This window comes from Ruegeria sp. CG4 (assembly GCF_056537185.1).
Map to the genome: position 1 here is coordinate 18933 of NZ_JBQFRB010000011.1, position 26436 is coordinate 45368.

Annotated in this window: 16 protein-coding genes; 8 read left to right on the plus strand and 8 right to left on the minus strand. The window is 61.0% G+C overall.

Annotated elements, in window-relative coordinates; genetic code table 11:
- The first annotated feature begins 52 nt into the window (after nucleotides 1–52).
- Entirely contained in the window at nucleotides 53–2851 is a 2799-nt protein-coding gene (gene polA / locus ACR0J2_RS21120) for a DNA polymerase I (RefSeq protein ID WP_480813744.1), read from the plus strand.
- Nucleotides 2852–2901: 50 nt separating this feature from the next.
- On the opposite strand, the gene ACR0J2_RS21125 is transcribed toward polA, so the two are convergent.
- A complete protein-coding gene (locus ACR0J2_RS21125; RefSeq protein ID WP_170807077.1) occupies nucleotides 2902–3132 on the minus strand; it encodes a DUF2798 domain-containing protein in 231 nt (76 codons plus the stop codon).
- A 41-nt stretch (nucleotides 3133–3173) separates the two neighbouring features.
- Nucleotides 3174–3950, minus strand: coding sequence for a hydroxypyruvate isomerase family protein (locus ACR0J2_RS21130; RefSeq protein ID WP_480813745.1), 777 nt, complete (start codon nucleotides 3948–3950; stop codon nucleotides 3174–3176).
- A gap of 172 nt (nucleotides 3951–4122) precedes the next feature.
- On the opposite strand from ACR0J2_RS21130, the gene ACR0J2_RS21135 reads away from it, so the two are divergent.
- Entirely contained in the window at nucleotides 4123–5067 is a 945-nt protein-coding gene (locus ACR0J2_RS21135; protein WP_480813746.1) for a DMT family transporter, read from the plus strand.
- On the opposite strand, the gene ACR0J2_RS21140 is transcribed toward ACR0J2_RS21135, so the two are convergent.
- Nucleotides 5064–5657, minus strand: coding sequence for a DUF1285 domain-containing protein (locus ACR0J2_RS21140; RefSeq protein WP_480813747.1), 594 nt, complete (start codon nucleotides 5655–5657; stop codon nucleotides 5064–5066). The genes ACR0J2_RS21135 and ACR0J2_RS21140 overlap by 4 nt on opposite strands.
- Before the next feature lie 52 nt (nucleotides 5658–5709).
- On the opposite strand from ACR0J2_RS21140, the gene ACR0J2_RS21145 reads away from it, so the two are divergent.
- Genes ACR0J2_RS21145 through ACR0J2_RS21160 form a run of 4 tightly spaced genes read left to right on the plus strand, consistent with a single transcriptional unit; the run spans nucleotide 5710 to nucleotide 12387 of the window.
- Complete coding sequence (locus ACR0J2_RS21145) at nucleotides 5710–6717, plus strand: AAA family ATPase (protein WP_170612890.1); 1008 nt, start codon at nucleotides 5710–5712, stop codon at nucleotides 6715–6717.
- The gene (locus ACR0J2_RS21150) at nucleotides 6714–7589 is read left to right on the plus strand and encodes a DUF58 domain-containing protein (protein WP_321249849.1); all 876 of its coding nucleotides are present in this window, start codon (nucleotides 6714–6716) and stop codon (nucleotides 7587–7589) included. Before ACR0J2_RS21145 ends, ACR0J2_RS21150 begins: the two co-directional genes overlap by 4 nt.
- The gene (locus ACR0J2_RS21155) at nucleotides 7586–10348 is read left to right on the plus strand and encodes a DUF4159 domain-containing protein (RefSeq protein WP_480813748.1); all 2763 of its coding nucleotides are present in this window, start codon (nucleotides 7586–7588) and stop codon (nucleotides 10346–10348) included. Before ACR0J2_RS21150 ends, ACR0J2_RS21155 begins: the two co-directional genes overlap by 4 nt.
- Nucleotides 10345–12387: a DUF7408 domain-containing protein gene (locus ACR0J2_RS21160; RefSeq protein ID WP_480813749.1), complete on the plus strand. Its 2043-nt coding sequence runs from the start codon at nucleotides 10345–10347 to the stop codon at nucleotides 12385–12387. The genes ACR0J2_RS21155 and ACR0J2_RS21160 overlap by 4 nt, the downstream gene beginning before the upstream one ends.
- A 1-nt stretch (nucleotide 12388) precedes the next feature.
- Here the strand turns inward: ACR0J2_RS21160 and ACR0J2_RS21165 are convergent, their stop codons facing one another.
- Genes ACR0J2_RS21165 through ACR0J2_RS21175 form a run of 3 tightly spaced genes read right to left on the minus strand, consistent with a single transcriptional unit; the run spans nucleotide 12389 to nucleotide 20741 of the window.
- Nucleotides 12389–13228 carry a 2-keto-4-pentenoate hydratase gene (locus tag ACR0J2_RS21165; protein WP_480813750.1) on the minus strand — a complete coding sequence of 280 codons (840 nt, stop codon included), beginning with the start codon at nucleotides 13226–13228 and terminating at the stop codon, nucleotides 12389–12391.
- A gap of 13 nt (nucleotides 13229–13241) precedes the next feature.
- On the minus strand, nucleotides 13242–15278 hold the full coding sequence (pbpC, locus tag ACR0J2_RS21170; protein WP_480813751.1) for a penicillin-binding protein 1C: 2037 nt from the start codon (nucleotides 15276–15278) through the stop codon (nucleotides 13242–13244).
- A 36-nt stretch (nucleotides 15279–15314) separates the two neighbouring features.
- Nucleotides 15315–20741: an alpha-2-macroglobulin family protein gene (locus ACR0J2_RS21175; RefSeq protein WP_480813752.1), complete on the minus strand. Its 5427-nt coding sequence runs from the start codon at nucleotides 20739–20741 to the stop codon at nucleotides 15315–15317.
- 115 nt (nucleotides 20742–20856) lie between these two features.
- On the opposite strand from ACR0J2_RS21175, the gene ACR0J2_RS21180 reads away from it, so the two are divergent.
- A complete protein-coding gene (locus tag ACR0J2_RS21180) occupies nucleotides 20857–23064 on the plus strand; it encodes a response regulator (protein ID WP_480813753.1) in 2208 nt (735 codons plus the stop codon).
- A gap of 9 nt (nucleotides 23065–23073) precedes the next feature.
- Nucleotides 23074–23550: a VOC family protein gene (locus ACR0J2_RS21185; protein WP_170807067.1), complete on the plus strand. Its 477-nt coding sequence runs from the start codon at nucleotides 23074–23076 to the stop codon at nucleotides 23548–23550.
- Here the strand turns inward: ACR0J2_RS21185 and yaaA are convergent.
- Nucleotides 23541–24311: a peroxide stress protein YaaA gene (yaaA, locus tag ACR0J2_RS21190; RefSeq protein WP_480813754.1), complete on the minus strand. Its 771-nt coding sequence runs from the start codon at nucleotides 24309–24311 to the stop codon at nucleotides 23541–23543. The genes ACR0J2_RS21185 and yaaA overlap by 10 nt on opposite strands.
- Nucleotides 24312–24344: 33 nt before the next feature.
- Nucleotides 24345–26384: a DNA helicase RecQ gene (gene recQ, locus ACR0J2_RS21195; RefSeq protein WP_480813755.1), complete on the minus strand. Its 2040-nt coding sequence runs from the start codon at nucleotides 26382–26384 to the stop codon at nucleotides 24345–24347.
- Between the last annotated feature and the right edge of the window lie 52 nt (nucleotides 26385–26436).

The following is a 26436-nucleotide window of genomic DNA, read 5'->3' on the forward strand; positions in this document are numbered from 1 at the left end:
CACCCGAGCGCCCCTGTGGCAGAACCATCCCTGACCGACAGGGAGAGCGCGCATGAGCAATTTCGGAAAAGGGTGTCACCTGCATCTGATCGATGGATCGGCCTTTATTTTCAGGGCTTACCACGCGCTGCCACCGCTGACGCGGAAATCCGATGGCTTGCCGATCGGTGCTGTGTCGGGCTTTTGCAACATGTTGCAGAAATATGTGGAAGGGAACGCCGGGCCGGATGCGCCGACTCATGTGGCGGTGATCTTCGATAAGGGCTCGCACACGTTCCGGAATGATCTTTTCGATCAGTACAAGGCCAACCGCGAGGCAATGCCCGAAGACCTGCGCCCGCAGATGCCTCTGACCCGCGAAGCGACGCGCGCCTTCAATATCGCTTGCAAGGAACTGGAGGGTTATGAGGCGGATGACATCATCGCCACGCTGGCGGTCCAGGCGCGTGCCGCGGGGGGCCGTGTGACCATCGTCAGCTCTGACAAGGACCTGATGCAACTGGTCGGTGATGGGGTCGAGATGCTGGATGCGATGAAAAACAAGCGTATCGACCGCGACGGCGTAGTCGAAAAATTCGGCGTCGGGCCCGAGCGCGTGGTGGATGTGCAGGCGCTTGCCGGGGACAGTGTGGATAACGTGCCAGGCGCGCCGGGGATCGGGGTCAAGACCGCAGCGCTGCTGATCAACGAATACGGTGATCTCGAAACCCTGCTGGACCGTGCGGAAGAGATCAAACAGCCCAAACGCCGCCAGACCCTGATCGAGAAGCGTGACCAGATCGAGTTGTCGAAGAAACTGGTGCAACTGGACGAAAACACGCCGCTGGATTTCTCGCTGGACGATTTGGAGGTGAAGGACCCGGATGCCGAAACTCTGCTGGGTTTTCTGGCCGAGATGGAATTTCGGACGCTTACCAAGCGCATTGCTGACAAGCTGGGGGCCGAGGCTCCGGTCATCGCTGATGCGCCCGCGCCTGCCGCCGAGGTTGAGGAAGCCGAAGCGGTTCCGTTCGATGCGTCGAAATACGAATGCGTCAGGGACGCAGGCGCGCTTCAGAAATGGATCGATCAGGCCTATGAACGCGGCTGGGTCGCCGTGGACACCGAAACCACCGGCCTTAATGAAATGATCGCCGGTCTTGTTGGCATATCGCTGTGCGTGGAGGCGGGCGAGGCCTGTTACATTCCGCTGACGCACCGCGATGGATCCGCTGATGATCTGTTCGGTTCGGACGCACTGGCCGAGGGGCAGATGCCGCTGGATGAGGCTCTGACTCTGCTGAAACCGATGTTCGAGGACCCTTCGATCCTGAAAATCGGGCAGAACATGAAATACGATGCCAAGATCTTTGCGCGCTATGGTGTCAACGTTTCGCCGATCGATGACACGATGCTGATGTCCTACTCCATGCATGGCGGAGAGCACGGTCATGGTATGGATACGCTGTCCGAACGGTATCTGAGCCACACACCGATCCCGATCAAACCGCTGCTGGGGTCCGGAAAATCGGCGATTACCTTTGACAAGGTGCCGATTGACGAGGCGACGGCTTATGCCGCCGAGGATGCGGACATAACCTTGCGCCTGTGGAAGCTGTTCAAGCCGCAACTGCATCAGGTTCAGGTGACGACGGTTTACGAAACACTGGAGCGCCCGCTGGTCCCGGTACTGGCCGAAATGGAAATGCACGGCATCAAGGTCGACCGCGATGTTCTGAGCCGAATGTCCAACGCATTTGCACAGAAAATGGCCGGATTAGAGGCTGATATTCACGAACTGGCGGGTGAGAATTTCAACGTCGGTTCTCCCGCCCAGTTGGGCGAAATCCTGTTCGACAAGATGGGGCTTGAGGGCGGCAAGAAGGGCAAGACCGGGAAGTATTCGACTGGGGCCGATATTCTGGAGGATCTCGCGACCGAGCACGAGTTGCCGCGCCGGGTGTTGGACTGGCGGCAGTTGTCCAAACTGAAATCGACTTACACCGACGCGCTGCAAACCCATATCAACCCGGATACAGGTCGGGTGCACACGTCATATTCGATCACCGGGGCCAATACGGGCCGTCTGGCCTCGACCGATCCGAACCTGCAGAACATTCCGGTGCGGACCGAGGAAGGGCGGCGCATTCGTGAGGCGTTCATCGCCGAGCCGGGAAATGTGATGGTCAGCCTCGATTATAGTCAGATCGAACTGCGGATTCTGGCGCATATTGCCGATATCCCCGCCTTGAAACAGGCGTTTTCTGATGGGCTGGACATTCACGCCATGACCGCGTCCGAAATGTTCGACGTGCCGCTGGACGAAATGACACCGGACATCCGCCGCCAGGCCAAGGCGATCAACTTTGGTGTGATCTACGGCATCTCGGGCTTTGGTCTGGCCCGCAATCTGCGTATCCCAAGAGCCGAGGCGCAGGGTTTTATCGACCGCTACTTCGAACGGTTCCCCGGGATACGGAAATACATGGATGACACGGTCGCTTTTGCCAAAGAGCATGGCTATGTGCAGACCTTGTTCGGGCGCAAAATCCATACGCCCGAGATCAACGCCAAAGGACCGCATGCGGGCTTCTCGCGCCGCGCGGCGATCAATGCGCCGATTCAGGGCACGGCGGCGGACGTGATCCGCCGCGCTATGGTGCGGATGCCGGAAGCGATCAGTGGGTTGCCCGCCAAGATGCTACTGCAGGTGCATGACGAATTGTTGTTCGAAGTGGCCGAAGACGCTGTGGACGAAACGATCCGTATCGCGCGCGATGTGATGGAAGGCGCGTCCGATCCCGCGGTCAGGCTGGATGTCAAACTGGTTGTCGATGCAGGGAAGGGCGCCAACTGGGCCGAGGCGCACTAACTCGGGGAACGCGCCGCGCATCAGGCCCGGCGGGCCATCTTTGCGGCGGGTCAGGCTTCGGGCCTGACCAGTCGTTCTACCAGCCGTTTCACTGCGGGACCAAGCAGCAGGATCACGGTAAAGGCGATTGGCCAGCAAAACATCCAGGATGCGATCCAGTCGCTCAGTGTGTCCGGCCCAAACCCCACCGCCTTGACCGTGGCAATGCCGGTCACCATGCAGGACATCAGACCAGACATGATTAGTCCGTACAGGGCATGAGCGTAACGAGCAGGTATCATCCGGTTATCCTGTCAGTTGATTGCCCCCCATGTGTGGCATTTCAGGCCTGAATTCCAGTATCCCATCCCTGCATCCAGCCCAGCGAGGCTGCGGTTCGGTCTGTTGACGGTGTGTATTCGGCGCTGACCCACCCAATATAGCCGCAGCAATCCATTGCATCGAAAAGCGCAGGAAAATCCGTGTCACCGCGCCCCGGTTCAGCGCGGTCGGGGGCCGCCCCGATCTGTGCATGAGTGACAAGGGGGTGAAAACGGTCCCAGATTGCAAGCGCATCACCGTGGATCATTTCTGCGTGAAAGCTGTCATATTGCAGGCCGAGATTTGGGCGATCCACGCGGTCCAGCACATTGGCGGCCAGATCATAGTCATTCAGAAAATATCCGGGTTGCGACGTCGTGTTCAGCGGTTCGATCGTGAATTTCTGCGTGGGCGCGAAGTCAGCGGCCCATTGAAGATTTCGCACAAAGGTCTCAAACGCTGCTGAGCCTTCTGCATAGCCGGACATGATGTGGATCTGACCCGCGCGCAGCACCTGCGCATATCTCAGGACCCGGCGGATATCGGTCTGAAACCGGGCCTCGCCGCCCGGAACGGCGGCATAGCCGGGCTGTCCGCCTGTGTAGTTGGGCGGTGGGGCATTGATCAGCAACAGCTCAAGCCCGTTCTCCAGCAGGGCGCGGCTGGTTTCACGGGCCGCCAGATCGTATGGAAACAGTATCTCCACGGCCGAAAACCCGGCACGCGCGGCCGCCTCGAACCTGTCCAGATAGGGAAGTTCGGCAAACAGAAGCGAGATATTTGCGGCAAATCTTGGCATGTGCTCGGTGTTCCTTTTGCCGGGACCTTAGACCCGGGGTGATGTCCGGGAAAGAGACTGAAAACGACAGATTGTCGAAAATCGACCAGAATAGCGGTGGCACATCGCCGACCGTCGGGCCTGTGCGGCGAATCAATTTTGCGACGCCCTGCCAACAGAAGGTCTGAAATTCATGGCGATGAGCTCTGAAACCGTTCGCGGTCAATCCGCTTCTGTGCCCCAAGGCCAGAGCTCTGCCTTGTCGGGCAATGGTCTGGCGGTTGCGTCCATGCTGTGCTGGGCTGCCGGGTTTCCGGCGGCTGAGGTTTTGCTTCAAAGCTGGCCCCCGGTCGCCCTGTTGGCGGCGCGTCTGGCTTTGGCGGTGCTTGTTCTGGTGCCGGTCTGGATCCTGATCGACGGTCCGACACGTGTTCTTCGCGCACGGTGGCGGCACGCGCTGTTGGTGGGCGGGCTTGGCATAGGCACCGGCATGTTCCTGATCATCCTCGCACAGAAACTGACGGATCCCGTCACCGTCGCGATCATCGCGTCCTGCGCCCCGCTGACGGCGACCTTGCTCGAACTTGCCGCAGGTACGCGGCGTCTGAAGTGGAACTTTGCCCTTGGCGTTGCTGTATCGATTATCGGAGGCCTGATCGCCACCAGTTCAATGGCCCCGGCGCAGCTGGGCTTGGGCGCGGTCTGCGCCGTGCTTTCAACGGTTCTGTTCTGTTGGGCAAGTCAGGCAACGGCGAGGGATTTCCCCGAACTGAGCCAGACCGGGCGCACCACGATCGTTTTTGTCGGTGGTCTGGTCATGGCGACCATTCTGATGATCGTGTCGCATCAGTTGGGGATGGATATTCTGCCGTCTGCTCCGATTGACGTTGATCAGGTCGGGATGCTGGCGATCTATGCGCTGATTTCGATGGGGATCAGTCAGATTCTGTTTGTCGGTTCCATCGCAAGGCTGGGCGTCGCGCTGGCCTCGTTTCACATCAACATCGCGCCGTTCTACGTGATGCTAATCATGGTGATGCTTGGGGAAGAGTGGAACTGGACCCGCGCGCTGGGCGCGGGCATCGTCGCGCTGGCGGTTGTGCTGGCACAAGACCGAAGATCGGTGCGCCTGGCCTAGTTACGCTCCAGCGCATCAGACTGGATCAGGGGAAAGAACACGCCCCCTGACCAGACGCCGAACCAGCCGTCATGGTCAGTGCCAATGTCTACAAGGCGGTAAAAGCTCTTGCGGTCAACACGCGCTTCAAGGTTTGCGCGCATCAATATGTAAAGGGACGGTTCATTCGTTTCCGGATCGATGACAATGCGGATCGGATGATCGGGCCCTGCGGCAGCTCTATCGCCCACCTGGGTTGTGAACGTCAGGACTTGCGCACCGCTTTCATCGGTGTTGTCAAAGTCTACGGCGACAAAGGGTGCATCCTCGACGGTGATTCCCACCTTTTCGACCGGGGTCACCAGAAAATACTTCCCGTCTTCTTTCTTAAGAATTGAGGAAAAAAGCTTCACAAGCTCGAAACGGTTGATGGGTGAGCCTAAATAACTCCACGAACCATCTTTGGCGATACGGATGTCCAGATCGCCGCAAAACGGAGGATTCCAAAGGTGAACGGGCGGTAAACCCCGCCTTTTGACCGATTTAACCGAGGCTGCAAGACCATCGGGAGAAGGTGTCACAGGTTTTTGTCCGCTCATTGCTTTTGCCATTTCCTGTCAGCGCGATACACTTCAATCATATTCGTCCACGGAAGGGAAAACCATGTCCGAACCTGCCGACCTCGTCGCCGAGATCGAAGCGCTCGAAAACAAGCTGCAAGAGGCCAAAACCTCGATCACCCGCCGCTTTATCGGGCAGGAGAGGGTCGTGGACCTGACACTGACGGCGCTTTTATGTGGTGGTCACGCATTGTTGATCGGTCTGCCCGGGCTGGGTAAAACGCGGCTGGTGGAAACGCTGTCGACCGTGATGGGCCTGCATGGCAATCGCATCCAGTTCACGCCTGACCTGATGCCTGCCGATATTCTGGGGTCCGAAGTTCTGGATACCGCCGATGATGGCAGCCGTCATTTCCGGTTCATCCCCGGCCCGATATTCTGCGAATTGCTGATGGCGGACGAGATTAACCGCGCCAGCCCGCGCACCCAGTCGGCGCTGCTGCAGGCGATGCAGGAGCGCACGGTGACGGTCGCGGGCGAAGATCGCTCGCTGGGTGTCCCGTTCCATGTGCTGGCAACGCAGAACCCGATCGAACAGGAAGGCACCTATCCATTGCCCGAAGCGCAGCTGGACCGGTTCCTGGTTCAGATCGATGTTGAATACCCGGATCGCCAAACCGAACGGGACATTCTGTTGGCGACGACAGGCGTGGAAGAAGACGAGGCCAGCCAGATTTTCACCAAAGAGGAATTGCTGGCGGCACAGGTCCTGTTGCGCCGGATGCCGGTGGGTGAATCGGTGGTCGAACTGATCCTTGATCTGGTCCGCGCCTTCCGCCCCGAAGAACCGGGCGTTTCGGACCGTGTTTCTGAAACAGTCGCCTGGGGCCCTGGCCCCCGTGCGGCACAGGCGCTGATGATGACCGTACGCGCCCGCGCGATGTTGCAGGGGCGTCTGGCGCCCAATGCCGAGGATGTGCTGGACATGGCGCGTCCGGTACTCAGCCATCGCATGGCGCTGAACTTTGCAGCGCGTGCGCGTGGCGACAGTCTGGCCAGCCTGATCGACACCACCGCCGCCGGATTGGTGCGTACCGAGGCCGCGGCGTGAATGCCGCGCTGACCCTTCGTGAAAGATCCGAGGCCGAGGCGTCCCGGCTGCCGCCCCTTTTGGCGCGGGCCGAACACCTGGCCGGAACCGTCCTGCTGGGTGACCACGGGCGACGGCGTTCGGGCCTGGGTGACGATTTCTGGCAATACCGCCCGGCGCAGGCCGGTGACAGCCGCCGTCTGATCGACCACCGACGCTCGGCGCGGGGGGATCAGCAGTTCGTGCGTGAGCGGGAATGGCAGATCGCCCAGTCGATCATGCTATGGGTGGATCAGGGCGCATCGATGCGGTTTGCCTCGGACAGGGCGCTGCCGACCAAGGCGGACCGGGCGCGGCTGCTGGGTCTGGCGACAGCGATCTTGCTGGTGCGGGGTGGTGAGCGCGTCGGACTGACCGGCACCACGCTGCCGCCGCGGCGGGGCAACGCCCAGATCATCCGGCTGGCGCAAGCCTGGTCCGAGGACACCGAGGTCGACTATGCACCACCGGAACACCGGGCCATGGTTCCGCATGCCCGTGCGGTGTTCATCTCTGATTTCCTGGGCCCGCTGGATGAGGTTGAACTGGCGCTCACCAAGGCTGCGGATCGCGGCGTTCGCGGTGTGTTGCTGCAGGTTCTGGACCCCGGCGAGGAGACCTTTCCCTTCCAGGGCCGCACTATTTTCGAAAGCGTCGGCGGCTCGGTCCGGCATGAAACCCTCAAGGCCGGAGATCTGCGTGACCGCTATCTTGGCAGGTTGGCCGCGCGCAAGGATGCGCTGACACAGCTTTGTCGTGCAACTGGCTGGCAACTGGGTCAGCACCACACCGGTGAAAGCGCGCAGGCGGCTCTGTTGTGGCTCTATCGTGCGTTAGACGGGGGTACGCAATGACGGTTCTGGCAGGCATCGGATTTACAGCCCCATGGGTGCTGCTGGGCCTTCTGACCCTGCCGATCCTGTGGCTGATTCTGCGCGCCGTGCCACCGGCACCCATTCGCCGACTGTTCCCGGCGGTTACATTGCTGCTTGGGTTGAAAGATGACGAAAGCGTCTCGGACCGGACTCCGTGGTGGCTGCTGCTGTTACGGATGCTGGCGGCGGCGGCGATCATCATCGGGCTGGCCGGGCCGGTTCTGAACCCGTCGCGCGATCAGGCAGGATCGGGGCCGCTTCTGATGGTTCTGGACGCCAGTTGGGCCGGTGGAACGCGTTGGTCAGCTACGCTGGATCAGATCGACGCGCAATTGACCGAGGCCGGCCGTGCCGGTCGCCCCGTATCGATTTTACGCCTGACCGACCCGGAAACACCTGTATTTCAGGCCGCTGAGGCATGGCGCGGGCGCCTGCCGGGCCTGATGCCGATGCCTTGGCAGCCCAACCCGAAACAGTTGGATCAGGTATTGGCGGCGCTAGCCGATGTTGACGGCGGGTTCGAGACACGCTGGTTCAGCGACCGGCTGAACTACCCCGGCCACGACCGGATGTTGTCCGCCCTACAGGGGCGCGGGAGCGTCACGGTCTACCGCCCGTCTGCGCCGATTTTTGCACTATTGCCCGCAGCGTATCAGGACGGCGTTATTCAGGTGACAGCGCTGCGCTCGGAACCCGGACCGGCCACACTGTTGACGATCCTGGCTCAGGGCCGCGACCCCGCAGGTGCAATGCGGGTTCTGCAATCGGTCGATGTGACGTTCGAGGATGGTGAGACTCAGGCGCAGGTTGATCTGTCACTGCCATCTGAACTGCGCGCCCGGATCACGCGGTTCGAAATTCAAGGCCAGCGCTCAGCCGGGACCACGACGCTGACCGATGACAGCCTGAGGCGGCGCGAGGTTGCCCTGATCGCCGGTACGCTGAACCGCGAGGGGTTGGAGTTATTGTCACCGCTGCATTATCTCACGCAGGTTCTCAGACCGACCGCTGATTTTGTCGATGGCGGTCTGCTGGATGTGTTGCCTGCCAACCCCGATGTGATCGTGCTGGCGGATGTGGCCAAACTCTCCGACACGGAACAGGCTGAACTGGTTCAATGGGTCGAAGAGGGTGGGCTGTTGCTGCGCTTTGCCGGCCCGCGCATGGCGGCAAGTGATCTGGGCCGCAAGGATGAGGACGACTTGCTGCCGGTTCGTCTGCGAAGCGGCGGGCGTTCGGTCGGCGGCGCGATGAGTTGGGGTGAGGCAAAGGGGCTGGCGCCATTTGTCGAAGGCTCGCCATTCTATGGCCTTCAGATCCCCGGTGACGTGACGGTGACCACGCAAGTCATGGCCCAACCAGACCCTAATCTGGCCGATCGGGTGATTGCATCGCTGTCTGACGGAACGCCGCTGGTCACGCGAAAGACATTGGGCCTGGGCCAGGTCGTCCTGTTTCACGTCACGGCTGACGCGGAATGGTCGACTGTTCCACTGTCCGGTTTGTTTGTTGAAATGCTTGACCGTCTGGCCGTGGCCTCGGCCGCAAAATCCCGGCAGGAGGCTCAGTTGCAGGGCACCGTCTGGGAGCCGATTCAAGTTCTGGACGGGTTCGGGTCGCTTTCGGATGCGGGCAATCTGGCCGGGGTGGACGGTGTTGATCTGTTGTCCCGGGCGGTCGGTCCGGAATTGCGGCCGGGACTGTATGAAAGCGGTAAACAGAAACTGGCGCTGAACGCGCTGACCGATGACGCGACATTCCAGCCGGTGGTTTGGTCTGGGGATGTGACGATCAGGGGGCAGGAGGTTAACACGGAAACCCCGATCGGGGGCCTGTTGCTGAGCCTCGCGCTGCTGTTGCTGACGGTGGACGTGATCGCCTCGCTGGCCTTGTCCGGGCGGTTGGGCATGGCGCGTACGGCGGTGGTGGCCCTTGGCGCATTGATGCTGACCCCCGAGGTACAGGCCCAATCCCCCGAAGACACCGAATTTGCGCTAAGCGCCACGCAGGAGTTGGTTCTGGCTCATGTACTGACGGGTGACGAGAATGTGGATGCCGTTGCAGGGGCCGGTATGCGCGGGCTTTCGCAAACACTGTTGTTCCGAACCTCCGTGGAACCAGCCGAGCCAATCGGCGTCGATCTGGAACGCGACGAACTTGCGTTCTTTCCACTTCTGTACTGGCCTATCACACCGGACCAGCCTCAGCCTTCCTCCGAGGCGTACGCGAAACTCAACGCGTATCTGCGCTCGGGCGGAATGATTCTGTTTGATACCCGCGACTCGGATGTGGCCCGTTTTGGCGCCGCCAGTCCTAACGGGCGCAAGCTTCAACAATTGGCCGGACCTTTGAATATCCCGTCGTTAGAGCCTGTACCGCGCGATCATGTTCTGACCCGTGCCTTTTACCTGCTGCAGGATTTTCCCGGTCGATATGGCGGGGCCGAGGTATGGGTCGAAGCCGCGCCGCCGGATGCGGAACAGATCGAAGGGATGCCGTTCCGAAATCTCAACGACAATGTCACCCCGGTGGTGATCGGCGGCAATGACTGGGCCGGTGCCTGGGCCATCGACCGAAACGGGCAGGCCCTGCTGCCGGTTGGCCGCGGTTATGCCGGCGAACGTCAGCGCGAACTGGCAAATCGTTTCGGTGTGAACCTGGTCATGCACGTTCTGACCGGGAACTATAAATCCGATCAGGTCCATGTGCCCGCTTTGCTAGACAGGTTGGGACAATGACCGGAACCGTCATCTTTGATCCGCTGATCCCATGGGCGGTATTGGCCATTGTCGCCGGGGTTGCGCTGGGCGGCGTCATTCTTGCGCTGTGGCGCGGTCTGTCCGGCTGGGCCTTGCGCGGGTTGGCGGCTTTGGTCGTTGTCGCGGCGCTGTCCGGTCCGGTCTATCAGGTCGAGGATCGCGCGCCTCTGACGGATATCGTCCTGATGATCGAGGATGAAAGCGCCAGTCAGACCTTGTCGGATCGCGCCGATCAGACAGCACGGGCTGCAGCGGAACTGGCGGCAGAAATCGAATCCCGCGACAATACCGAACTGCGCCGCATCGCCGTCGGCGACGGTGACGGGGATGAAGGCACGCGGGTGATGGCTGCCCTCAACGAGGCGCTGGCGGAAGAACCCCGTGCGCGCATCGCCGGGATACTGGTGGTCTCGGACGGTATCGTGCATGACGTCGATCAGGCCCCGGACCTGCCCGCGCCATTGCATCTGCTGCAAACCGGCCGTGCCAGCGATTGGGACCGTCGACTGATTGTCCGCAACGCGCCTGCCTTTGCCATTATCGGAGAGCCCGTGACGCTGACCTTGCGGGTCGAGGACAGCGGCGCCGCACCTGCCGGAGCAGTCACCGCGCCGCTTGAAATCTCGGTCGACGGGGCCGCGCCGGAAAGCTTTAGCATTCCCATCGGGGTGGATGTCGAGCTTCCCATAACGCTGCCACATGGTGGGCGGAACGTCATCCAGTTCTCGGTGCCGCAGGCCGAGGGCGAGTTGACCGATCGCAACAATACCGCGCTGATTCAGATGAACGGTGTCCGTGATCGGCTGCGGGTTTTGCTTGTTTCCGGAGAACCGCATCCGGGCGGACGGACATGGCGTAACCTTCTGAAATCGGACAGTTCTGTTGATCTCGTCCACTTCACCATCCTGCGTCCACCGGAAAAACAGGACGGGGTGCCGGTGGACGAACTGTCCCTGATCGCCTTCCCGACGCGTGAGCTGTTTCTTGAGAAGATCAACGATTTCGACCTGATCATCTTTGACCGCTACAAGCGACGCGGCATCCTACCCGCGATCTATCTGGACAATGTCACCAACTACATCAACGAAGGTGGTGCGGTTCTAATTGCGGCCGGGCCGGATTTTGCGACGGCTGACAGCATTTTCCGATCTCCGCTTGCTCCGATCCTGCCCGCGCAGCCGACAGCGCGTGTGATCGAGGAACGCTATGTGCCGAAAGTCACGGATCTTGGTCAGCGCCACCCGGTTACAACCGATCTCGGCGATCCCGAAACCTGGGGCGCGTGGCTGCGTCAGATCGATGTCAAACACCGGTCAGGTGAGGCGTTGATGTCCGGGGTTGATGATCGGCCGTTGCTGGTGCTCGACCGTGTAGGCGAAGGACGCGTGGCGCTTTTGGCCTCAGACCACGCCTGGCTGTGGAGCCGGGGCTTCGAAGGCGGTGGCCCACAACTGGAACTGCTGCGCAGGCTTGCGCATTGGATGATGAAAGAACCCGAACTTGAGGAAGAAGCCCTGTGGGCCGAAGCTAACGGTCAGGTCATGCGCATCATCCGCCAGACGCTCAGCGATGAGGTTGGAACCGTGACCGTGACACGCCCAAATGGCGAAACGCTGGACATCACGCTTGAGGAGGTGTCGCCGGGACGGTTCGAGGCCCAATATATCGGACCTGAGATCGGGCTTTACCGCCTTGAAGAAGGTGAGAATTCAGCGGTGATCGGTCTTGGGCCCGCTGCGCCGAAAGAGTTCGAGCAGACGATAGCAACCGGCGACCTGTTGGAACCGCTTCTGGCAGATTTGCGCGGTGGTGTTGTCCGTCTGGAGGACGGGCTGCCGTCGATCCGCAATGTGCGCGCCGGGCGGCCGGCCTCGGGGCGCGGCTGGATCGGTCTGACCCAAAGAAACGCCTATGAGACGCGCGATGTCACGCAGGCCGGGTTGCTGCCGCCCTGGCTGGTCTTGCTGCTGGCTGGCGGGTTCCTGCTGGCTGGCTGGCTGCGTGAGGGGCGGCGATAAGCTACTCGAATGTCACGCTGACGGTAGGATTGCCGGGCAGGCCGTCATACCTGACGGACGCGCCGCCTTTGCCTTTGGCAGGTGGAAACAGCGGTCCGAACGACCCAACCGAAATCAGATCGCCGGGCGCAAATTCGATCCCTTTTGACATCAGCCAGAGTGCCGCGTTTGCCGGATGGCCCAAAACGGCTGTGCCAGGCGCCTCTGCCAGAACCTCACCGTCGGCAGCACTCAGCGTGACCGTCATGCCCATCAAATCCTGCGACATGGCGGCGGGATCGGTGACGGCGATTTCAGACCCTAAAACGCCGAGTTTCGGGGCAACCCCGATTGCGGTCAGGGTGGCGGGGGTAATGGGTTCTCCGTCGGCCAGGGTCAGGTCAGGCAGTTCGATGAAGGGGCGAACAGACGAGACATGTTCCATCACTTCGTAAGGTGTGGTTGCCTGATTGATCGCTGCGTCGCCGACCACCAGGATCAGGTCCGCCTCGAATACCGGACGGGCCCCCCAGTTTTCTGAAACACTTGCCCCGTCATCCAGCATCATGTCGCGATACAGAATACCCTGAACCGGTTCACTTGCTCCAAACCTGTCCTGCGCGGGTTTGCTGGTCAGGCCCGCCTTGTAGCCAATCAACGGTCCAAGATGCGGCTGCATCGCAGTGACAAGTTTCGCCTGCGTGCAAAGCGCATCCGCCATGCTTCCGTCCGGGGTCAGAGCAACGGTAGGTGTGTTCGCAAGATAGTCCTGAACAAACCGGTCGATCTGGGCGTCAGACGCGCATTCAGCCGCTGTCTGAGTGGCCGTCAAAGCAAGAACAAAAACAAGCCAATTGCGCATTCGTTTTCTCCCGTCATCTGATCTTGAACGAAACCCTGTCGGATTTGCCCAGTGCATCCACCACGACAAGGGCGGCGTGTCCGGGCCCGGGGTTGGGAATTTCAAACTCTCTGTGGTGCTGGCCGGTTACGACGGGCACGCCGTCAGACAGGACGGAAAACGGCCCGGTTCCGCCCCTCAGCTTCAGCGTAAGGGAGGCTCCATTTGTCTCTAACAAGGCATCCTTGGGCGGAAACAGAAGTTGCGGCGCAGAAGGGTCCGCCTCAAAAGCAGCTTCGCGAGGGCGGAACCGCCGCAAAGGCTGGGGCAGTTGCGCGGCACCGACAAGCAGGGTTGATGGCGGCGGCGGCGGCATCGGAGTGAATTTGGGTTTCAGAAGACCGAAGGCTTCAAACAAAACTGGGGCCGCAAGCGCGCCGCCAAACGCACCGGGCACCGGTGTGCCGTCTGCCCGCCCCAGCCAGACACCGATGACGTGACGGCCGTCATAGCCGATCGCCCAGGCGTCCCGGTGCCCGTAAGAGGTTCCGGTCTTATATGCCAATACACCGGATTGCGCACCTGATGGCGGGGTCAGTCCGGTCAGAATATAGCCAACCTGCCAGGCTGCCGGTTCCGACAGGACACGTCGCGTATAATCGTCGCCATCCAATGCCCGATAGTGCAAGACGGGGCCTTGGCCACCTGCCGCCACCACCGCAAAAAGCTGCACAAGATCTTGCAGGCTAAGCCCGACACCACCAAGCGAGATCGCCAGACCCGGTGCGCCTCCGTTGAGGCGCGGTTCGGTGTTGGCACGATACAGGGCGTCCATTACGCGGGCAGGTCCCAGTTCCTGCGTCAGGCGCACCACGGGGATGTTCAGCGACAGTTGCAGCGCATCGCGAATACGCACGTCACCCCTGAACACGCCGTCGAAGTTGCGGGGTGCATATCGCCCGAACATCACCGGGCTGTCGCTGATCAGGGTTTCCGGATGCGCCAGACCCTGGTCGAAGGCCAGTCCATAGATCAGGGGTTTCAGGGTTGATCCGGGTGAACGCAACGCCTGCGTCATGTCCACAAACCCCTGACGCGCGTCCTGATAACCCGCCGACCCGACCGAAGCCAGAATCGCGCCGGTTTCATGGTCAGCCACGATCATCGCGCCGGAAACGCGGGATCCGGCCCGATTGGCGGCCTGCGCAATCAGCGGTTCCAATTTTGCCTGCAACGCCCCGTCCAGGGTCAGGTCCTGCGCCAGAGCTTCGGGCAACCCCGCACGGGCCCGGTCCGTCAGGTGGGGTGCCAGCCGGGGAAAGGGCCGCATTCTGGTTGGCACCGGGTCTGCCATGGCGCTTTGCATCTCGGGTCTGGACAAAAGACCATTGCGATGTAGCCGTTGCAAAACCCGGTCGCGGGCTTTGCGCCCTGCTTGAAGATTGCGGTCGGGTCGCCGTGCCTCGGGGGATTGTGGCAGGGCGATCAACAAGGCCGCCTGCGCAGGCGTCAAGCGGGACGGATCCTTGCCGAACCACGCCCGACTGCCCGCCCGGATCCCTTCAAGATTGCCACCATAAGGGGCATGGGTCAGATACAGCGACAGGATCTGATCCTTGTTCAGGCGCTGTTCCAACGCCAAAGCCACCCGGATCTGGCGGAGCTTACCGCTCCACCGACCTGTCGGGCCATCCTCGATCAGGCGGGCAACCTGCATGGTCAGGGTCGATCCGCCAGAAACAGGTCGGCCGTTCCAAAGCGACTGCACGGCAGCCCGAACCATGGCCAGCGGATCGATGCCGGAGTGAGCGCGAAACCGTTTGTCTTCGTACCGGATCAGCATGTTGACAAAACCCGGATCGACCGGGCCATGCTGCATCCGCCAGATACCGTCCGCCACCGGAAATGCGCGCAGAAGATCGCCGTTCCGGTCCCGCATCTCGACCGAGGTTTCTGTCAGAACCGCAGGCAGCGATGTGGCGTCGACCCAGTCCGCAAAGCGGTCGCGGGTAAAGCCGGTCACATACAAAAAACCCGCAAGTGCCAAGAGCAGAAGGCTGACCCTAGGCATCGGCCTTGCCAAAACTTCCATATGTTTGACCCCCGATCATTCGACCACAACGCGCCCAGTGTTGGTGTGCGCCCGGTTCTGCGGGCGGTACATATCCTCGACCGAGGCTGCCGGGTGATGAAAGGCACCGGGTGTTACGGCGCGTGCCACATACGCAAGCGTGACCGGCTTGCCGTCCTGCAAGTCAACCGCTGCCAAAAAACGGTCAGACCGGAATTCGGTATGCCTGGCTTCGGACAAATCCAGCCAGTCCAGCGACCGCACATCACCCGAACGCAACAGGTTGGGATTGTCGATCTCGATACCAGCGGCCAGCGGGTCGTCGATCATCAGGCGCGCACCGCCATCCTCGAAGGGCGTGACGGTCAGAACCGTGACAAATCGCGTGCCCACCGAAAGTGCGGACTGGTCCAGCGGTTCACCTTCCATTGAGAAATACACCCGCTCGATCGCATATCCGGTGCCGCCCGCCGCAGGTGGGACGTCGGGTATTCCCGTCACCGTCATTGTGATGTTCGTGGCCTGCCCGTCTGCGGCAGTTATGTTCAGAACATCGTCGCTGTCCGAATGCAGGACCTGCACAAACGGTCCCTCGAGCAGCGCACCGTTCACACGCAGCCCGGCGCTTTCCGGGTTCGAGATCAGCGCATGCGCCGCCAGCAGCGACCATGATGCCTCTTGCGTTGACAAATGCGCCGGGGCGGAACTGACCCGCCGGATCAGATCGTCCCGGTCGATCACCTCGCTGCCTGCGTCCACGGCCAGCGTCAGCAGTCCGGCCACATCGCGCAGTTCGGTTCCGTAATCGGTGCGCCAGTAGCTTTGATTTTGATCCGGCCGCTCAGCCAGCAGCTGGGCAGCGCGTGCAAACATCCTGTCCGCTCGTGTCTGATCCCCGTAAGAGGCCAACGCCGCCCCAAGCTGAGCTGCTGCCAGAGGCGTGGCGAAGGCATCACCCTTGACGTCGGCGTAATAGCGCAGATCGCCCATGGATGCCGCGCTTTCACGGGCCAGAACCATCAGCGCATAAGCGATGTCTTGCCCGCCGTTGTCGAAATCAGGGGCATAGCTGATCCTGTTTCGCAGGTTGTCCATCGCCTGCGCAAAGGCACGGTCCGGCACTGTATGGCCCTGCGCACGGGCGCGGGACAGGAAGTCGGTGACATAAGCATCCAGCCAGAAATCGCCGCCCTGCGCGCGCCACAGCCCAAAGGCACCATTCGAGGTTTGCCGGGTCAGAATGCTGCGGATGGCCGTGCTGATCCGCGCTTCGATCGCCGGTCCGTTCCCCAGCCCCGAGGCCTGGGCGACCGAAGACAAATACAGCAGCGGCAGCGCCTGACTGGTGATCTGTTCAGTGCAGCCATATGGGTACCTGTTCAACCAATCCAGCAGGCCGGGCGTGTCGAATTTCGCCAGCGGACCGGCGGACAGGATCGCCTTGACCGATCCGGGCCGGAATCCGTCGAAGACATCCTGCGAAAACAGAAAGCTGTCACCCTCGCCCAGCGAAAACCGGCGTGTCAGAGCAACGGCAGGATCGTTTGCGCGAACCGGCATCCGCAACGTCTGAGACAGATCGCGGCCGTCCGGTGTTGTGATTGACAGGTTGATCTCAGGGTCACCAACCGCAGTTGCGCGAATTGGAACTTCCAAAACGGTCTTGCCGCCGGGTTGCAACGTGAAACTGGTCGGGGTTGCGGCCAGTTCCAGCCCGGCCGAAGCCGCCAGACCCAGTGCCATTTCACCTGCCGGACCGTCGGCATGCACGATCTCCAGCAGCATCCGGCTTTGGTCGCCAGGGGCCAGAAAACGTGGCAAGCTGGCCGATACGACAACCGGGTCGCGAACGACCATCTCAGCTTCAACCTGACCGACTGCGCTGCGCGACCAGGCGACGGCCATCAGACGCACGGTGCCGCTAAAATCGGGCAGAGGAATGTCCAGTTCGACTTCGCCTGCTTCATCGACCTGAACCGGACCGCTGAATACGGCCATCAGATCCTGTGTCGGCGGCGGCGACTGCCGCCGCATACCAGCGTCGCTGTCACCACCAGAACGAACGAGACCCATGGTCCCGTTCATCCCGTCGATCAGTCGGCCATAGACGTCCCGCAATTCGACGCCCAGACGGCGTTGCCCGAAGTAATAGGATTGCGGGTCCGGTGATTCAAAACCTGTCAAGTTCAGGATACCGACATCTACCGCTGCCAGCGTCAGCCAGACGGGATCATTGGCCGGGGCGTTTTCGACCCTGATGCGGGTCTTTTGCACCTGTCTTGGCGTCGTAAGTTCGGGCACCTCAATCCCGACCTGCAGCCTGCGCCCGACCGGTTCAACACTGGCGTGAGCGATCCCCATGGCCCTGGCCGGGTTCTGGCCGGCGGATACGTCCATCGGCCGGATGAGTGTGGCGGCGACATAGGCGCCCGCGCCCCACTCCGGCGTGACATCGATGGGAACAACGGTTTCTCCTTCAGGGACTTCGATCATCTGGCGTTGGATCAGCCGGTTCGACAGAACGTCGATCTGTGCAACACCTGCTATGCGGGCCACAATCCTCAGCTGAGCGGTGTCACCGGGGCGATAGCTGTCACGGTCCAATGACATGTCCAACCTGTCCGGAGTGCTTGTGGCGTCGGCGGCCTGGTACCAGCCCGCGTAGAAATCGACGGCTGCTTCGGCGTATGCGCCATCGATCCGCTGCACCACAAGCTCGTACCGGCCCCAGTCGACCGCGGATGTCAAAGTCAGCGGGTCTGACTGAAACTCGGCCTCTCCGGTGGCGATCCGGGTGCGCCGGGTGGTGGGTTCCCACTTCCATTCTCCGTAGAGCTGGTACCACTGATACCGGGTTTCAATCCGGTTCAGGGTCCAGCGCAGGCGCATCGGGGTTGCCGACAAGTCGGGCGACAGTCCGACGACCTGAAATCCGGCTTCGGTGCCTTCAGGCACAACACCGTCAAACAGTGGTTTGATTCCTATGACCGGCTGCGTTGGCCGGACCGGAGCCGTCAGGCGACGCTCGACCGGTCGCCCTGACCCGTCTGCCAGCCGGGCAATCACCGTGGCTTCAACAGGCTTGCCTTCAGTCTCTAATACAGGGATTTCCACCGCGACAGTTGCCAGACCGGCGGCGTCGGTGCGCCTATTGCCAAAATAGGTGCTTTTGGTGGAAACCGCTGCATCATAGCGGCCAAACCGATACCCGTCATATCCGGAAACCGTTTCCGCCGGGCGCGCGAGGACCTGGCCGTCGATGTTCAGATCCGAACCCGATGCACCGAACAGATAGCGAGCTTCGATCCGCAGAGGCGGGTTGTCGCCGGGATGCAGCGGGGCGTCCGGCAAGGACAGGTCGAAGTCAATCCGCTCGGGCAGGAAGTCTTCAATCAGTACGGTCTGCTGCGCCAGCGCATCAGCCTTCGGGTCCGACTTGACTTCGATCCGCCATGTTCCGCGCGGTGCATCCACAGCCACGGGCAACGCAAAAACATGACCTCCGGCAACACCGCCGTCCGACACGGCGCGTCGATACTCAACCCCGTCCGGGCGGTGCAGTATAGCAGTCAGCGGCAAACCCTCGATGGCCTGCGCCTGATCGTCACGCGTCAGGGCCGTCAGGTGAATCGTTTCACCGGCGCGGTAGGCGCCCCGGTCGGTGGTCAGAAAGACATCGATTGGTCCTGCTGGTGCCCGACCCTCGACACCACGGTCGGACAAGTCAAAGGCCGGGTCGGTCAGCGACAGGAACCCAATATCGCTGTCGCCATCGGCAGCCACGACCAGCGCGGGGGAGCTTGCCCCCGTTCCCCGAACAAGACCGGCATCAAACAGGGCATGGCCTTCGGCATCCGTCTTGGCCCGGGCAATAACCGCATTTGCATTCGAGATCACCGAAACCTCGATCCCTTCGCGGGGTGCGGCGTCGGTCAGGCCACGAACCGTGACATGCAGGCCGTCCGTGCCTTGAGCAGTTGAAAGACCCAGATCAGACAGAACGAACCACTGCGTGGCTGACGGGTCGTCGTAAGGGTCACTGCCGGGTACCCGCGCGGACAGCGTGTAGATACCGGCCGGTTGATCAGCAATCGCCTCGGCCAGAGGCAGGCGCGCTGTCATGGTCTGGTTCAGCTGGTTTTCGACTTCCGCTGTACCTGTCCAGATATCCTCGGCAATCTCGTTGCTGAACTCGCGTTCTTCCCATTCGCTGAGGGGGCGGCCGAAAAAGCCCTGCTGAACCGCACGCAACAGGTTCCGGTCACTGATACGGCGCAAGGTCAGATCCAGTTCGGCGACGTTGACCGTTTCAACGGGCAAGGCCGCATCCGCTGACTTGGGCAGCACATATCCGCGCCCTGGAAACCGGGCCGTTGGCGAACGGTCGCGCACGTAGTGGGTCAGGCTGACATTGCGGTTCAACACTTCTCCCGAGGCGGCTGGCAACCCCTCGCGCAAGGTGAACTGATACCGCGCACCATGCGCGACACCATCGACGCAAAGCTGCTTCTCGTCTGCCTGCACCACCAGACCATCGTCGCTGCGCTGAACAAAGGGGTCATAGTCGACACCGGCTTTGACAAGCGGTTCCGAGAATTCAACGCAGATGCGCGGCGCGGCAGCATCGCTTTCAACGCTGCTGTCCACAACCCGGAACCCGTATTTGCCGATCGCATGATCCAGAGCGGCCAGAACATCCTCGCGCGGCTGAAGCTGCTGGGCCAGTCGCAGCGCCGGGATCATGTCACGCCCGCGTTCGACAGCTTCAAGCGCGTTTGAAAGGATTATCAGTGCTGATACCTGAGCGCCCTCTGATTCCGCGCGCAAGTATCCGTTTATGGCGGCGCCAAGCGCCCGATCGTGAAGGACATTTTTTTCGTTCCAACCCGACGCTTCGATGGCAAGCAGCAGGCGGGCGTAATCTGTCCACAGGTCAGAGGCATCATTGATCGACAGGGCCACACCGGTCCACTGCATGGCCAGCGTCGGCGTTTTGGCGGCGCGGGCGGCGTTCATCGCGTCTTCGGCATTGAACCCGCCGGCCGAGTGCAGAAATCCAAGGTTCCTGGCCTGATCACGAGCCCGTTCAAAATCGGCCGGTCGCAGGAAATCCAGCGTACCTTTGCGGGTTTCTGCCAGTGTTAGGGTCGAATCTGGCGTTGAAACCTTCTGTGCGGACAAAGCGCCGTTGTAGGGTTCCTGCCGGGCTATGTCCTTCTTTGGAAAGCAGGCATCCGAACGAGTGTTGAAGGTAAATGCGGTACAGCTTTGGATGGCCGAACACGCCTGAATGCAGGATTTCAGATCCGTGTCGAACAGCGCATTCAGATCGGTTCCGATAAAATCAGCGTCGCGGGTCGTGATGTATCGGAACTCTGGCGCGGCAGTTTGTGCCTGACCTGGGGCTGGCTGGAAAAAATGTGAAAGAAAATAAACTATTGCAATCAAAACCAAGCGGTGCATCGCAACCTCCTATTTGCAGCAACCCTCGCATGTGGCCCGCTTGTTTGGCAACGGCTTAAACACTTCTTCACGGTCTGGCGGGATGGTGCGGGAATGTGTTCCGGGATCATCTGAAATGAGTCTTGCAAACAAACTGGCGCAGGAACGGCGTGCGCGGCTGGCAGCCGAACGGTTGTTGGAGTTGAAACAGGCAGAACTGTCGGCAGCGAACCGCAAACTGGGCCAGCACGCCATCGCCCTGACCAGACGCATCGGCGAAACCCAGGCCGAGGTTGAGACGGTTCGCGGCGAGAACGAACGGGTCAAGTCCGACCTGACCGTCGCCCACGCCAAGATCGAAGTGGCCGAGCGGCGTCTGTGGCATTCGATCCAGACCATTCAGGACGGGTTTGCCTTCTTTGACGCAAACCACAGCCTGATTGGAGCCAATGCCGCGTATCTGAGCGTGTTCGAAGGCTTGGAAGAGATCGCTGCGGGCATATCCTACGCGCGTATCCTCGAGATCCTGACCACCGAGGGGATCGTCGATACCGGACCCGAGTGCGCGGCCGACTGGCAGGCGCGGATGCAGTCGCGGTGGATGCAGGCAAACCCCGAACCTGTGGTCATTCAGCTTTGGAATGGCCAGTATATCAAGCTCATCGATCAACGCGGCAATGGCGGGGACGTGGTCAGCCTGGCGTTGAACATAACCGCCTCGGTCCGGCATGAGGCCGAACTGACAGCAGCGCGGGAACGGGCCGAAGCCGCCAACCGCGCCAAATCCTCGTTTCTGGCCAATATGAGCCACGAGATCAGAACCCCGATGAACGGCATTGTCGGCATGACCGAGTTGCTGGCCGAGACGCAGCTTGGGGAAGAGCAGCGTTTATACGTCAACACCATCCGGAACTCGGGCGAGGCGCTGCTGGTCATCATCAATGATGTGCTGGATTATTCAAAGATCGAAGCAGACAGGCTGACCCTGCACCCCGAGCAGTTCGATTTCGAACGGTGCATTCTCGAAGTGGCGATGCTGCTGCAGCCCGGCGTTCGGGAAAAAGGCCTGACCTTACTGGTGGATTATGATCTGTTTCTTCCAACGTTGTTCATGGGCGATCCGGGACGTATTCGGCAGGTTCTGACCAATCTGGTGGGCAACGCGGTGAAATTCACCGCACAGGGCCACGTCCTGATCCGCGTAACCGGAGTCCCCAATGCCAAGGCGCAGACGTGCGACATCCATGTCGCGATCGAAGATACCGGGATCGGAATTGCCGAAGACAAGATCGGCCACATATTCGGTGAATTTAACCAGGTACAAGATGAAAGAAACCGGCTGTTCGAGGGGACCGGGCTGGGGCTTGCCATTACCAAGCGACTGATCACCCTGATGGATGGGACCATCTGGGTTGAGAGCGATCCTGGTAGGGGGTCGTGTTTCGGGTTCCGCATCTCTTTGCCGACCATGCCGGGACCACAGCCGGAGCCACCTGATCTGGGGGGACGTTTGCGTCATGTGGTCGTGGTTGAGGATCTGGCTGTAAATCGCGCCATCCTGAGCAAGCAGTTGGGGCGCCTGGGATTCAGGGTCACAGTTTGCGAGACCGGGTCAGAGGCATTGAAAATCGTGGATGATACGGTCGACCTGCTACTATGCGACCATGACCTGCCCGATATGGACGGCCTTGAATTGGCGGCAATCCTGAAGGAACGCGGACTGGGTGAAACACCCGTCGTCGTCATGTCCGCCAACCCGGCTTTGATCCACGCCAGCGCGTCCCGGCACTTGGTTGAAGGTGTCTTGCAGAAACCGATTCCCCGGGCCGAACTGTATTCCCAGTTGATGGCGCTTGGCAAAGCCAGCAAAACAGTGGAAGCGGTCTCTGTCATCGAGGCGCCCCGTCGGCTCAAGTTGCCTTCCGGGCAGCGTCTGATGCGAGTTTTGGCGGCCGAGGACAATCGCACCAATCAACTGATCCTGAAAAAGATGGTCAAGGATGCGAATATCGATCTGCGATTTGCAGATAACGGGATTGATGCGGTGCAGGCCCATCTGGATTTTGACCCGGACCTGATCTTCATGGACATCTCAATGCCGAAAATGGACGGCAAACAGGCTACGGCTGAAATTCGGCGGCGCGAGGTTGGGACAGGACGCCATGTGCCCATTGTCGCCCTGACCGCCCATGCGATGGACGGGGACGACACCGGAATTTTGTCAGCCGGGCTGGATCACTATCTGACGAAACCGCTACACAAGCAGCGCATACTTCAGATGATCCTGGACCACTGTCCCGATGGCGCCTGCCCGGTCATTGCCGAACCCGGACATGTCGAATAGCCTGATCGCATGACCCGCAAGCAAACCTCAGATCACCGCGGATTTCGCCCTCGTGCGTTGGGCGAGATTGCGATCCGCTGCGCCGACATGCCCGCGATGGTTGCGTTCTATGAAAATGTGATCGGGCTTGAGCGTCTGTCGGGCGATCACAACAGCGCCATTACCTTTTTTCGCATCGCCGAAGGGTTTGGCGGACATACACAGGTGCTGGCGTTGTTTCATCACACGGCGGCTCCGCGGCCCGGGTTGCACCCGAACAGCGCAAACATGCCCGTGACCGGAGGCAGGTCATCCTTACATCACATTGCCCTTTCTCTGCCGTTTTCCGAGCAGGAGTCCGTCATGCGCTGGTACACCGAATTAGGACAACCCTACCGCGTCGAAGAATTCGGCTGGATCGGCTGGCGTGGAGTCTTCACAGAGGACCCCGAAGGCAACACCGTTGAACTGGTGGCTTTTGATCCTTCAATGCTGGATCAGGCCTGATAGGGACGCACAAAGACTGGTTTGTCCTGTTCCGATAGGTCGGGACGGTACTGATAGCCCCCGGTATCGAAATCCAGCAGCCCCATGGGATCGGTCAGCCGGTGCTGGATAACATACCGCGCCATGGCACCGCGTGCCTTTTTGGCGAAGAAACTGACGATCTTCGGCGAACCGGCTTTGTCTTCCATGAACACCGGTGTGATAACCCGCAGTTTAAGCGTCTTCGGGTCGACAGCGCCGAAATATTCCTGACTGGCGCAGTTGATCAGAATGTCAGACCCAATGGCGCTACCCTGCGCGTTAAGGGCCTTGCTCAACTGGTCGCGCCAGTATTCATAAAGGTTTTTGCCGCGCCGGGTCTTAAGCTTGCTGCCCATTTCCAGCCGATAGGCCTGAATGGCATCCAACGGTCGCAGCACACCGTAAAGGCCGGACAGAATGCGCAGATGATCCTGCGCCCAGACCAATTCCTCGGCGTCCAATGAGGTTGCTTCGAGCCCTTGATAGGTGTCACCGGCAAATGCCAATGCGGCGGGGCGGGTCACTTCTGCGTCCGGCGCATCGGAAAAAACGCGGTACCGGTCGCGGTTCAACCGGGCTAGGTCGTCGCTCAGGTCCATCAGTTTCTTCAGATCGACCAAAGTCAGGTTTCTGGCGGTCTTCGACAGGCGGATCGCATCATCCTGAAAGTCCGGTTGCGTGACATCGACATCCCGCTCTGCCCAGTCCAGCCGCTTGGCCGGGGAAATGACTACCAGCATATCCGCCCTCGTTTCTTGCCTGATGCAGGGTATCTAGCCCGCCTGACGCAGCACGTCCAGAAAGGCAGCGCCAAACCTTTCGTGACGGCGGTCTCCCAGAACCTGCTCGATCGCTCTTGGATCGTCCGAGCGGAGTTGCGCCACCTTTGCCAGTTGAGAAGCCGAGCAAGTCAGCGGTTTGTCGATCCCGTCCGGACCGCGTGATAAGCGAGTCTGAATTTCAAGCAGGCGATCGTAGATGTCGCCCTGATCGCGCCCGGCCAGCTTGCGCCGTGCGGGATGCACGGTTTCGACCGCACCCGCGATAACCTCAAGAAAGGTGTCGCCGTACCGCTCCAGTTTCTTCGCGCCGACGCCACCGATCCGGGCCATGTCATCCAGCGTGGCGGGGCGCTTTTCGGCCATCTCGATCAGGGTGCGGTCAGGGAAGATGACATAGGCCGGAACCCGGGCTGATTCCGCCAGCGCCCGGCGTTTGGCCTTCAGCGCAGACAGCAGAGGCGCATCTTCTTCCGACACCATCATCTTGACCGCAGGCCGACGAGTCGCCTTGCGTATTGTATCCTTACGCAAGTTGATCTGCGCCTCGCCCTTGAGGATGGGTTTCGCGGCCTCGGTCACGCGCAGCGCGCCGTGGCGTTCAGGATCGGGGCGGACCAGGTCGTGGCCCATCATCTGCCGGAAAATCGCCTGCCATTGCGGGCGCGACCAGTCCTTGCCGATACCCCATGTCGACAGATCATCGTGGCGGCGTGCGCGGATCTTGTCGGTCTCGTTGCCCAGCAGAATGTCGATCAAGTGACCCGAGCCAAACCATTCCTCGGTCCGCAGGATCGCGGACAAGGCCATGCGAACAGGTGTGGTGCCGTCGAACACTTCGGGCGGGCTGTCACACAGATCGCATTTACCGCAGGGTTCAGCCTGTTCGCCAAAATAACCCAGAAGGCTCCGGCGGCGGCATTCCAGCGCTTCGGCCAGCCCCAACAGCGCGTTCAGGCGTGCGTGATCGGCCATTCGCCGTTCAGGCGGGGCCAGCCCTTCGTCGATTTGCGAACGGCGCAGGCGGATGTCGTCGGGGCCGAACAGGGTCAGGGTTTCCGCAGGGCTGCCGTCGCGCCCGGCGCGACCGATTTCCTGATAATAGGCCTCGATGGATTTGGGCAGGTCCGCATGGGCGACCCAGCGGATATCGGGTTTGTCGATACCCATGCCGAAGGCGACGGTGGCAACCACGATCAGCCCATCCTCACGAGCAAAACGGGTTTCGACGATGCGGCGATCTTCGGCCTCCATGCCACCGTGATAGTGGCAGGCAGAATGGCCTTCGGCCCGCAGGGCCTGCGCCAGAACTTCGGTCTTGTTGCGAGTGCCGCAATAGACAATGCCCGATTGCCCTTTTCGGGCGGCGGCAAAGTCGAGGATCTGCTTGCGCGGCCCGTCCTTGGCGGCAAAGGCCAGATGGATATTGGGCCGGTCAAAGCCCCGCAGGAACTTGCGCGGGGCGGTGCCGTCGAACAGTTTTTCGACAATCTCGTCCTGCGTTTCCGCATCTGCCGTGGCGGTGAAGGCCGCCAGTGGCACGTTCAGCGCGCGCCGCAGCTCTCCGATCCGCAGATAGTCGGGGCGGAAATCGTGGCCCCATTGGCTGACGCAATGGGCCTCGTCCACGGCGATCAGGCTGACATTGATCCGCCGCAACATACCCAAGGCCGACCCGGCGGCCAGACGTTCGGGGGCCATGTAAAGCAGCTTGAGCCGCCCGGCCTCCAGCGCCTCCCACACCGCATCGGTTTCTTCGGGGGTGTTGCCCGAGGTCAGCGCCCCGGCCTCGACTCCGGCCTCCTGCAGCCCGCGCACCTGGTCGCGCATCAGGGCGATCAGAGGGGAGATCACCACCGTCACCCCGTCGCGCAGCAGGGCAGGAAGCTGATAACACAGGGATTTACCACCGCCAGTGGGCATGATCGCCAGCACGTTTTCGCCTGCGGTCACGGCATCGACGATCTCTTCCTGCCCGGGACGGAAGTCGTCGAATCCAAAGACATCTCGCAGCAGGGGTGCGGCGTCGAACATGTGCGGGGGTGCCCTGTTTTAAGGTTTATCTGCTCTTAAGACAGGACAATCA

Excerpts from the sequence above, each read along its gene's own strand:
- polA (WP_480813744.1), top strand. The coding sequence starts at position 53 with ATGAGCAATTTCGGAAAAGGGTGTCACCTGCATCTGATCGATGGATCG.
- ACR0J2_RS21125 (WP_170807077.1), bottom strand. The coding sequence starts at position 3,132 with ATGATACCTGCTCGTTACGCTCATGCCCTGTACGGACTAATCATGTCT.
- ACR0J2_RS21130 (WP_480813745.1), bottom strand. The coding sequence starts at position 3,950 with ATGCCAAGATTTGCCGCAAATATCTCGCTTCTGTTTGCCGAACTTCCC.
- ACR0J2_RS21135 (WP_480813746.1), top strand. The coding sequence starts at position 4,123 with ATGGCGATGAGCTCTGAAACCGTTCGCGGTCAATCCGCTTCTGTGCCC.
- ACR0J2_RS21140 (WP_480813747.1), bottom strand. The coding sequence starts at position 5,657 with ATGGCAAAAGCAATGAGCGGACAAAAACCTGTGACACCTTCTCCCGAT.
- ACR0J2_RS21145 (WP_170612890.1), top strand. The coding sequence starts at position 5,710 with ATGTCCGAACCTGCCGACCTCGTCGCCGAGATCGAAGCGCTCGAAAAC.
- ACR0J2_RS21155 (WP_480813748.1), top strand. The coding sequence starts at position 7,586 with ATGACGGTTCTGGCAGGCATCGGATTTACAGCCCCATGGGTGCTGCTG.
- ACR0J2_RS21160 (WP_480813749.1), top strand. The coding sequence starts at position 10,345 with ATGACCGGAACCGTCATCTTTGATCCGCTGATCCCATGGGCGGTATTG.
- ACR0J2_RS21165 (WP_480813750.1), bottom strand. The coding sequence starts at position 13,228 with ATGCGCAATTGGCTTGTTTTTGTTCTTGCTTTGACGGCCACTCAGACA.
- pbpC (WP_480813751.1), bottom strand. The coding sequence starts at position 15,278 with ATGCCTAGGGTCAGCCTTCTGCTCTTGGCACTTGCGGGTTTTTTGTAT.
- ACR0J2_RS21175 (WP_480813752.1), bottom strand. The coding sequence starts at position 20,741 with ATGCACCGCTTGGTTTTGATTGCAATAGTTTATTTTCTTTCACATTTT.
- ACR0J2_RS21180 (WP_480813753.1), top strand. The coding sequence starts at position 20,857 with ATGAGTCTTGCAAACAAACTGGCGCAGGAACGGCGTGCGCGGCTGGCA.
- ACR0J2_RS21185 (WP_170807067.1), top strand. The coding sequence starts at position 23,074 with ATGACCCGCAAGCAAACCTCAGATCACCGCGGATTTCGCCCTCGTGCG.
- yaaA (WP_480813754.1), bottom strand. The coding sequence starts at position 24,311 with ATGCTGGTAGTCATTTCCCCGGCCAAGCGGCTGGACTGGGCAGAGCGG.
- recQ (WP_480813755.1), bottom strand. The coding sequence starts at position 26,384 with ATGTTCGACGCCGCACCCCTGCTGCGAGATGTCTTTGGATTCGACGAC.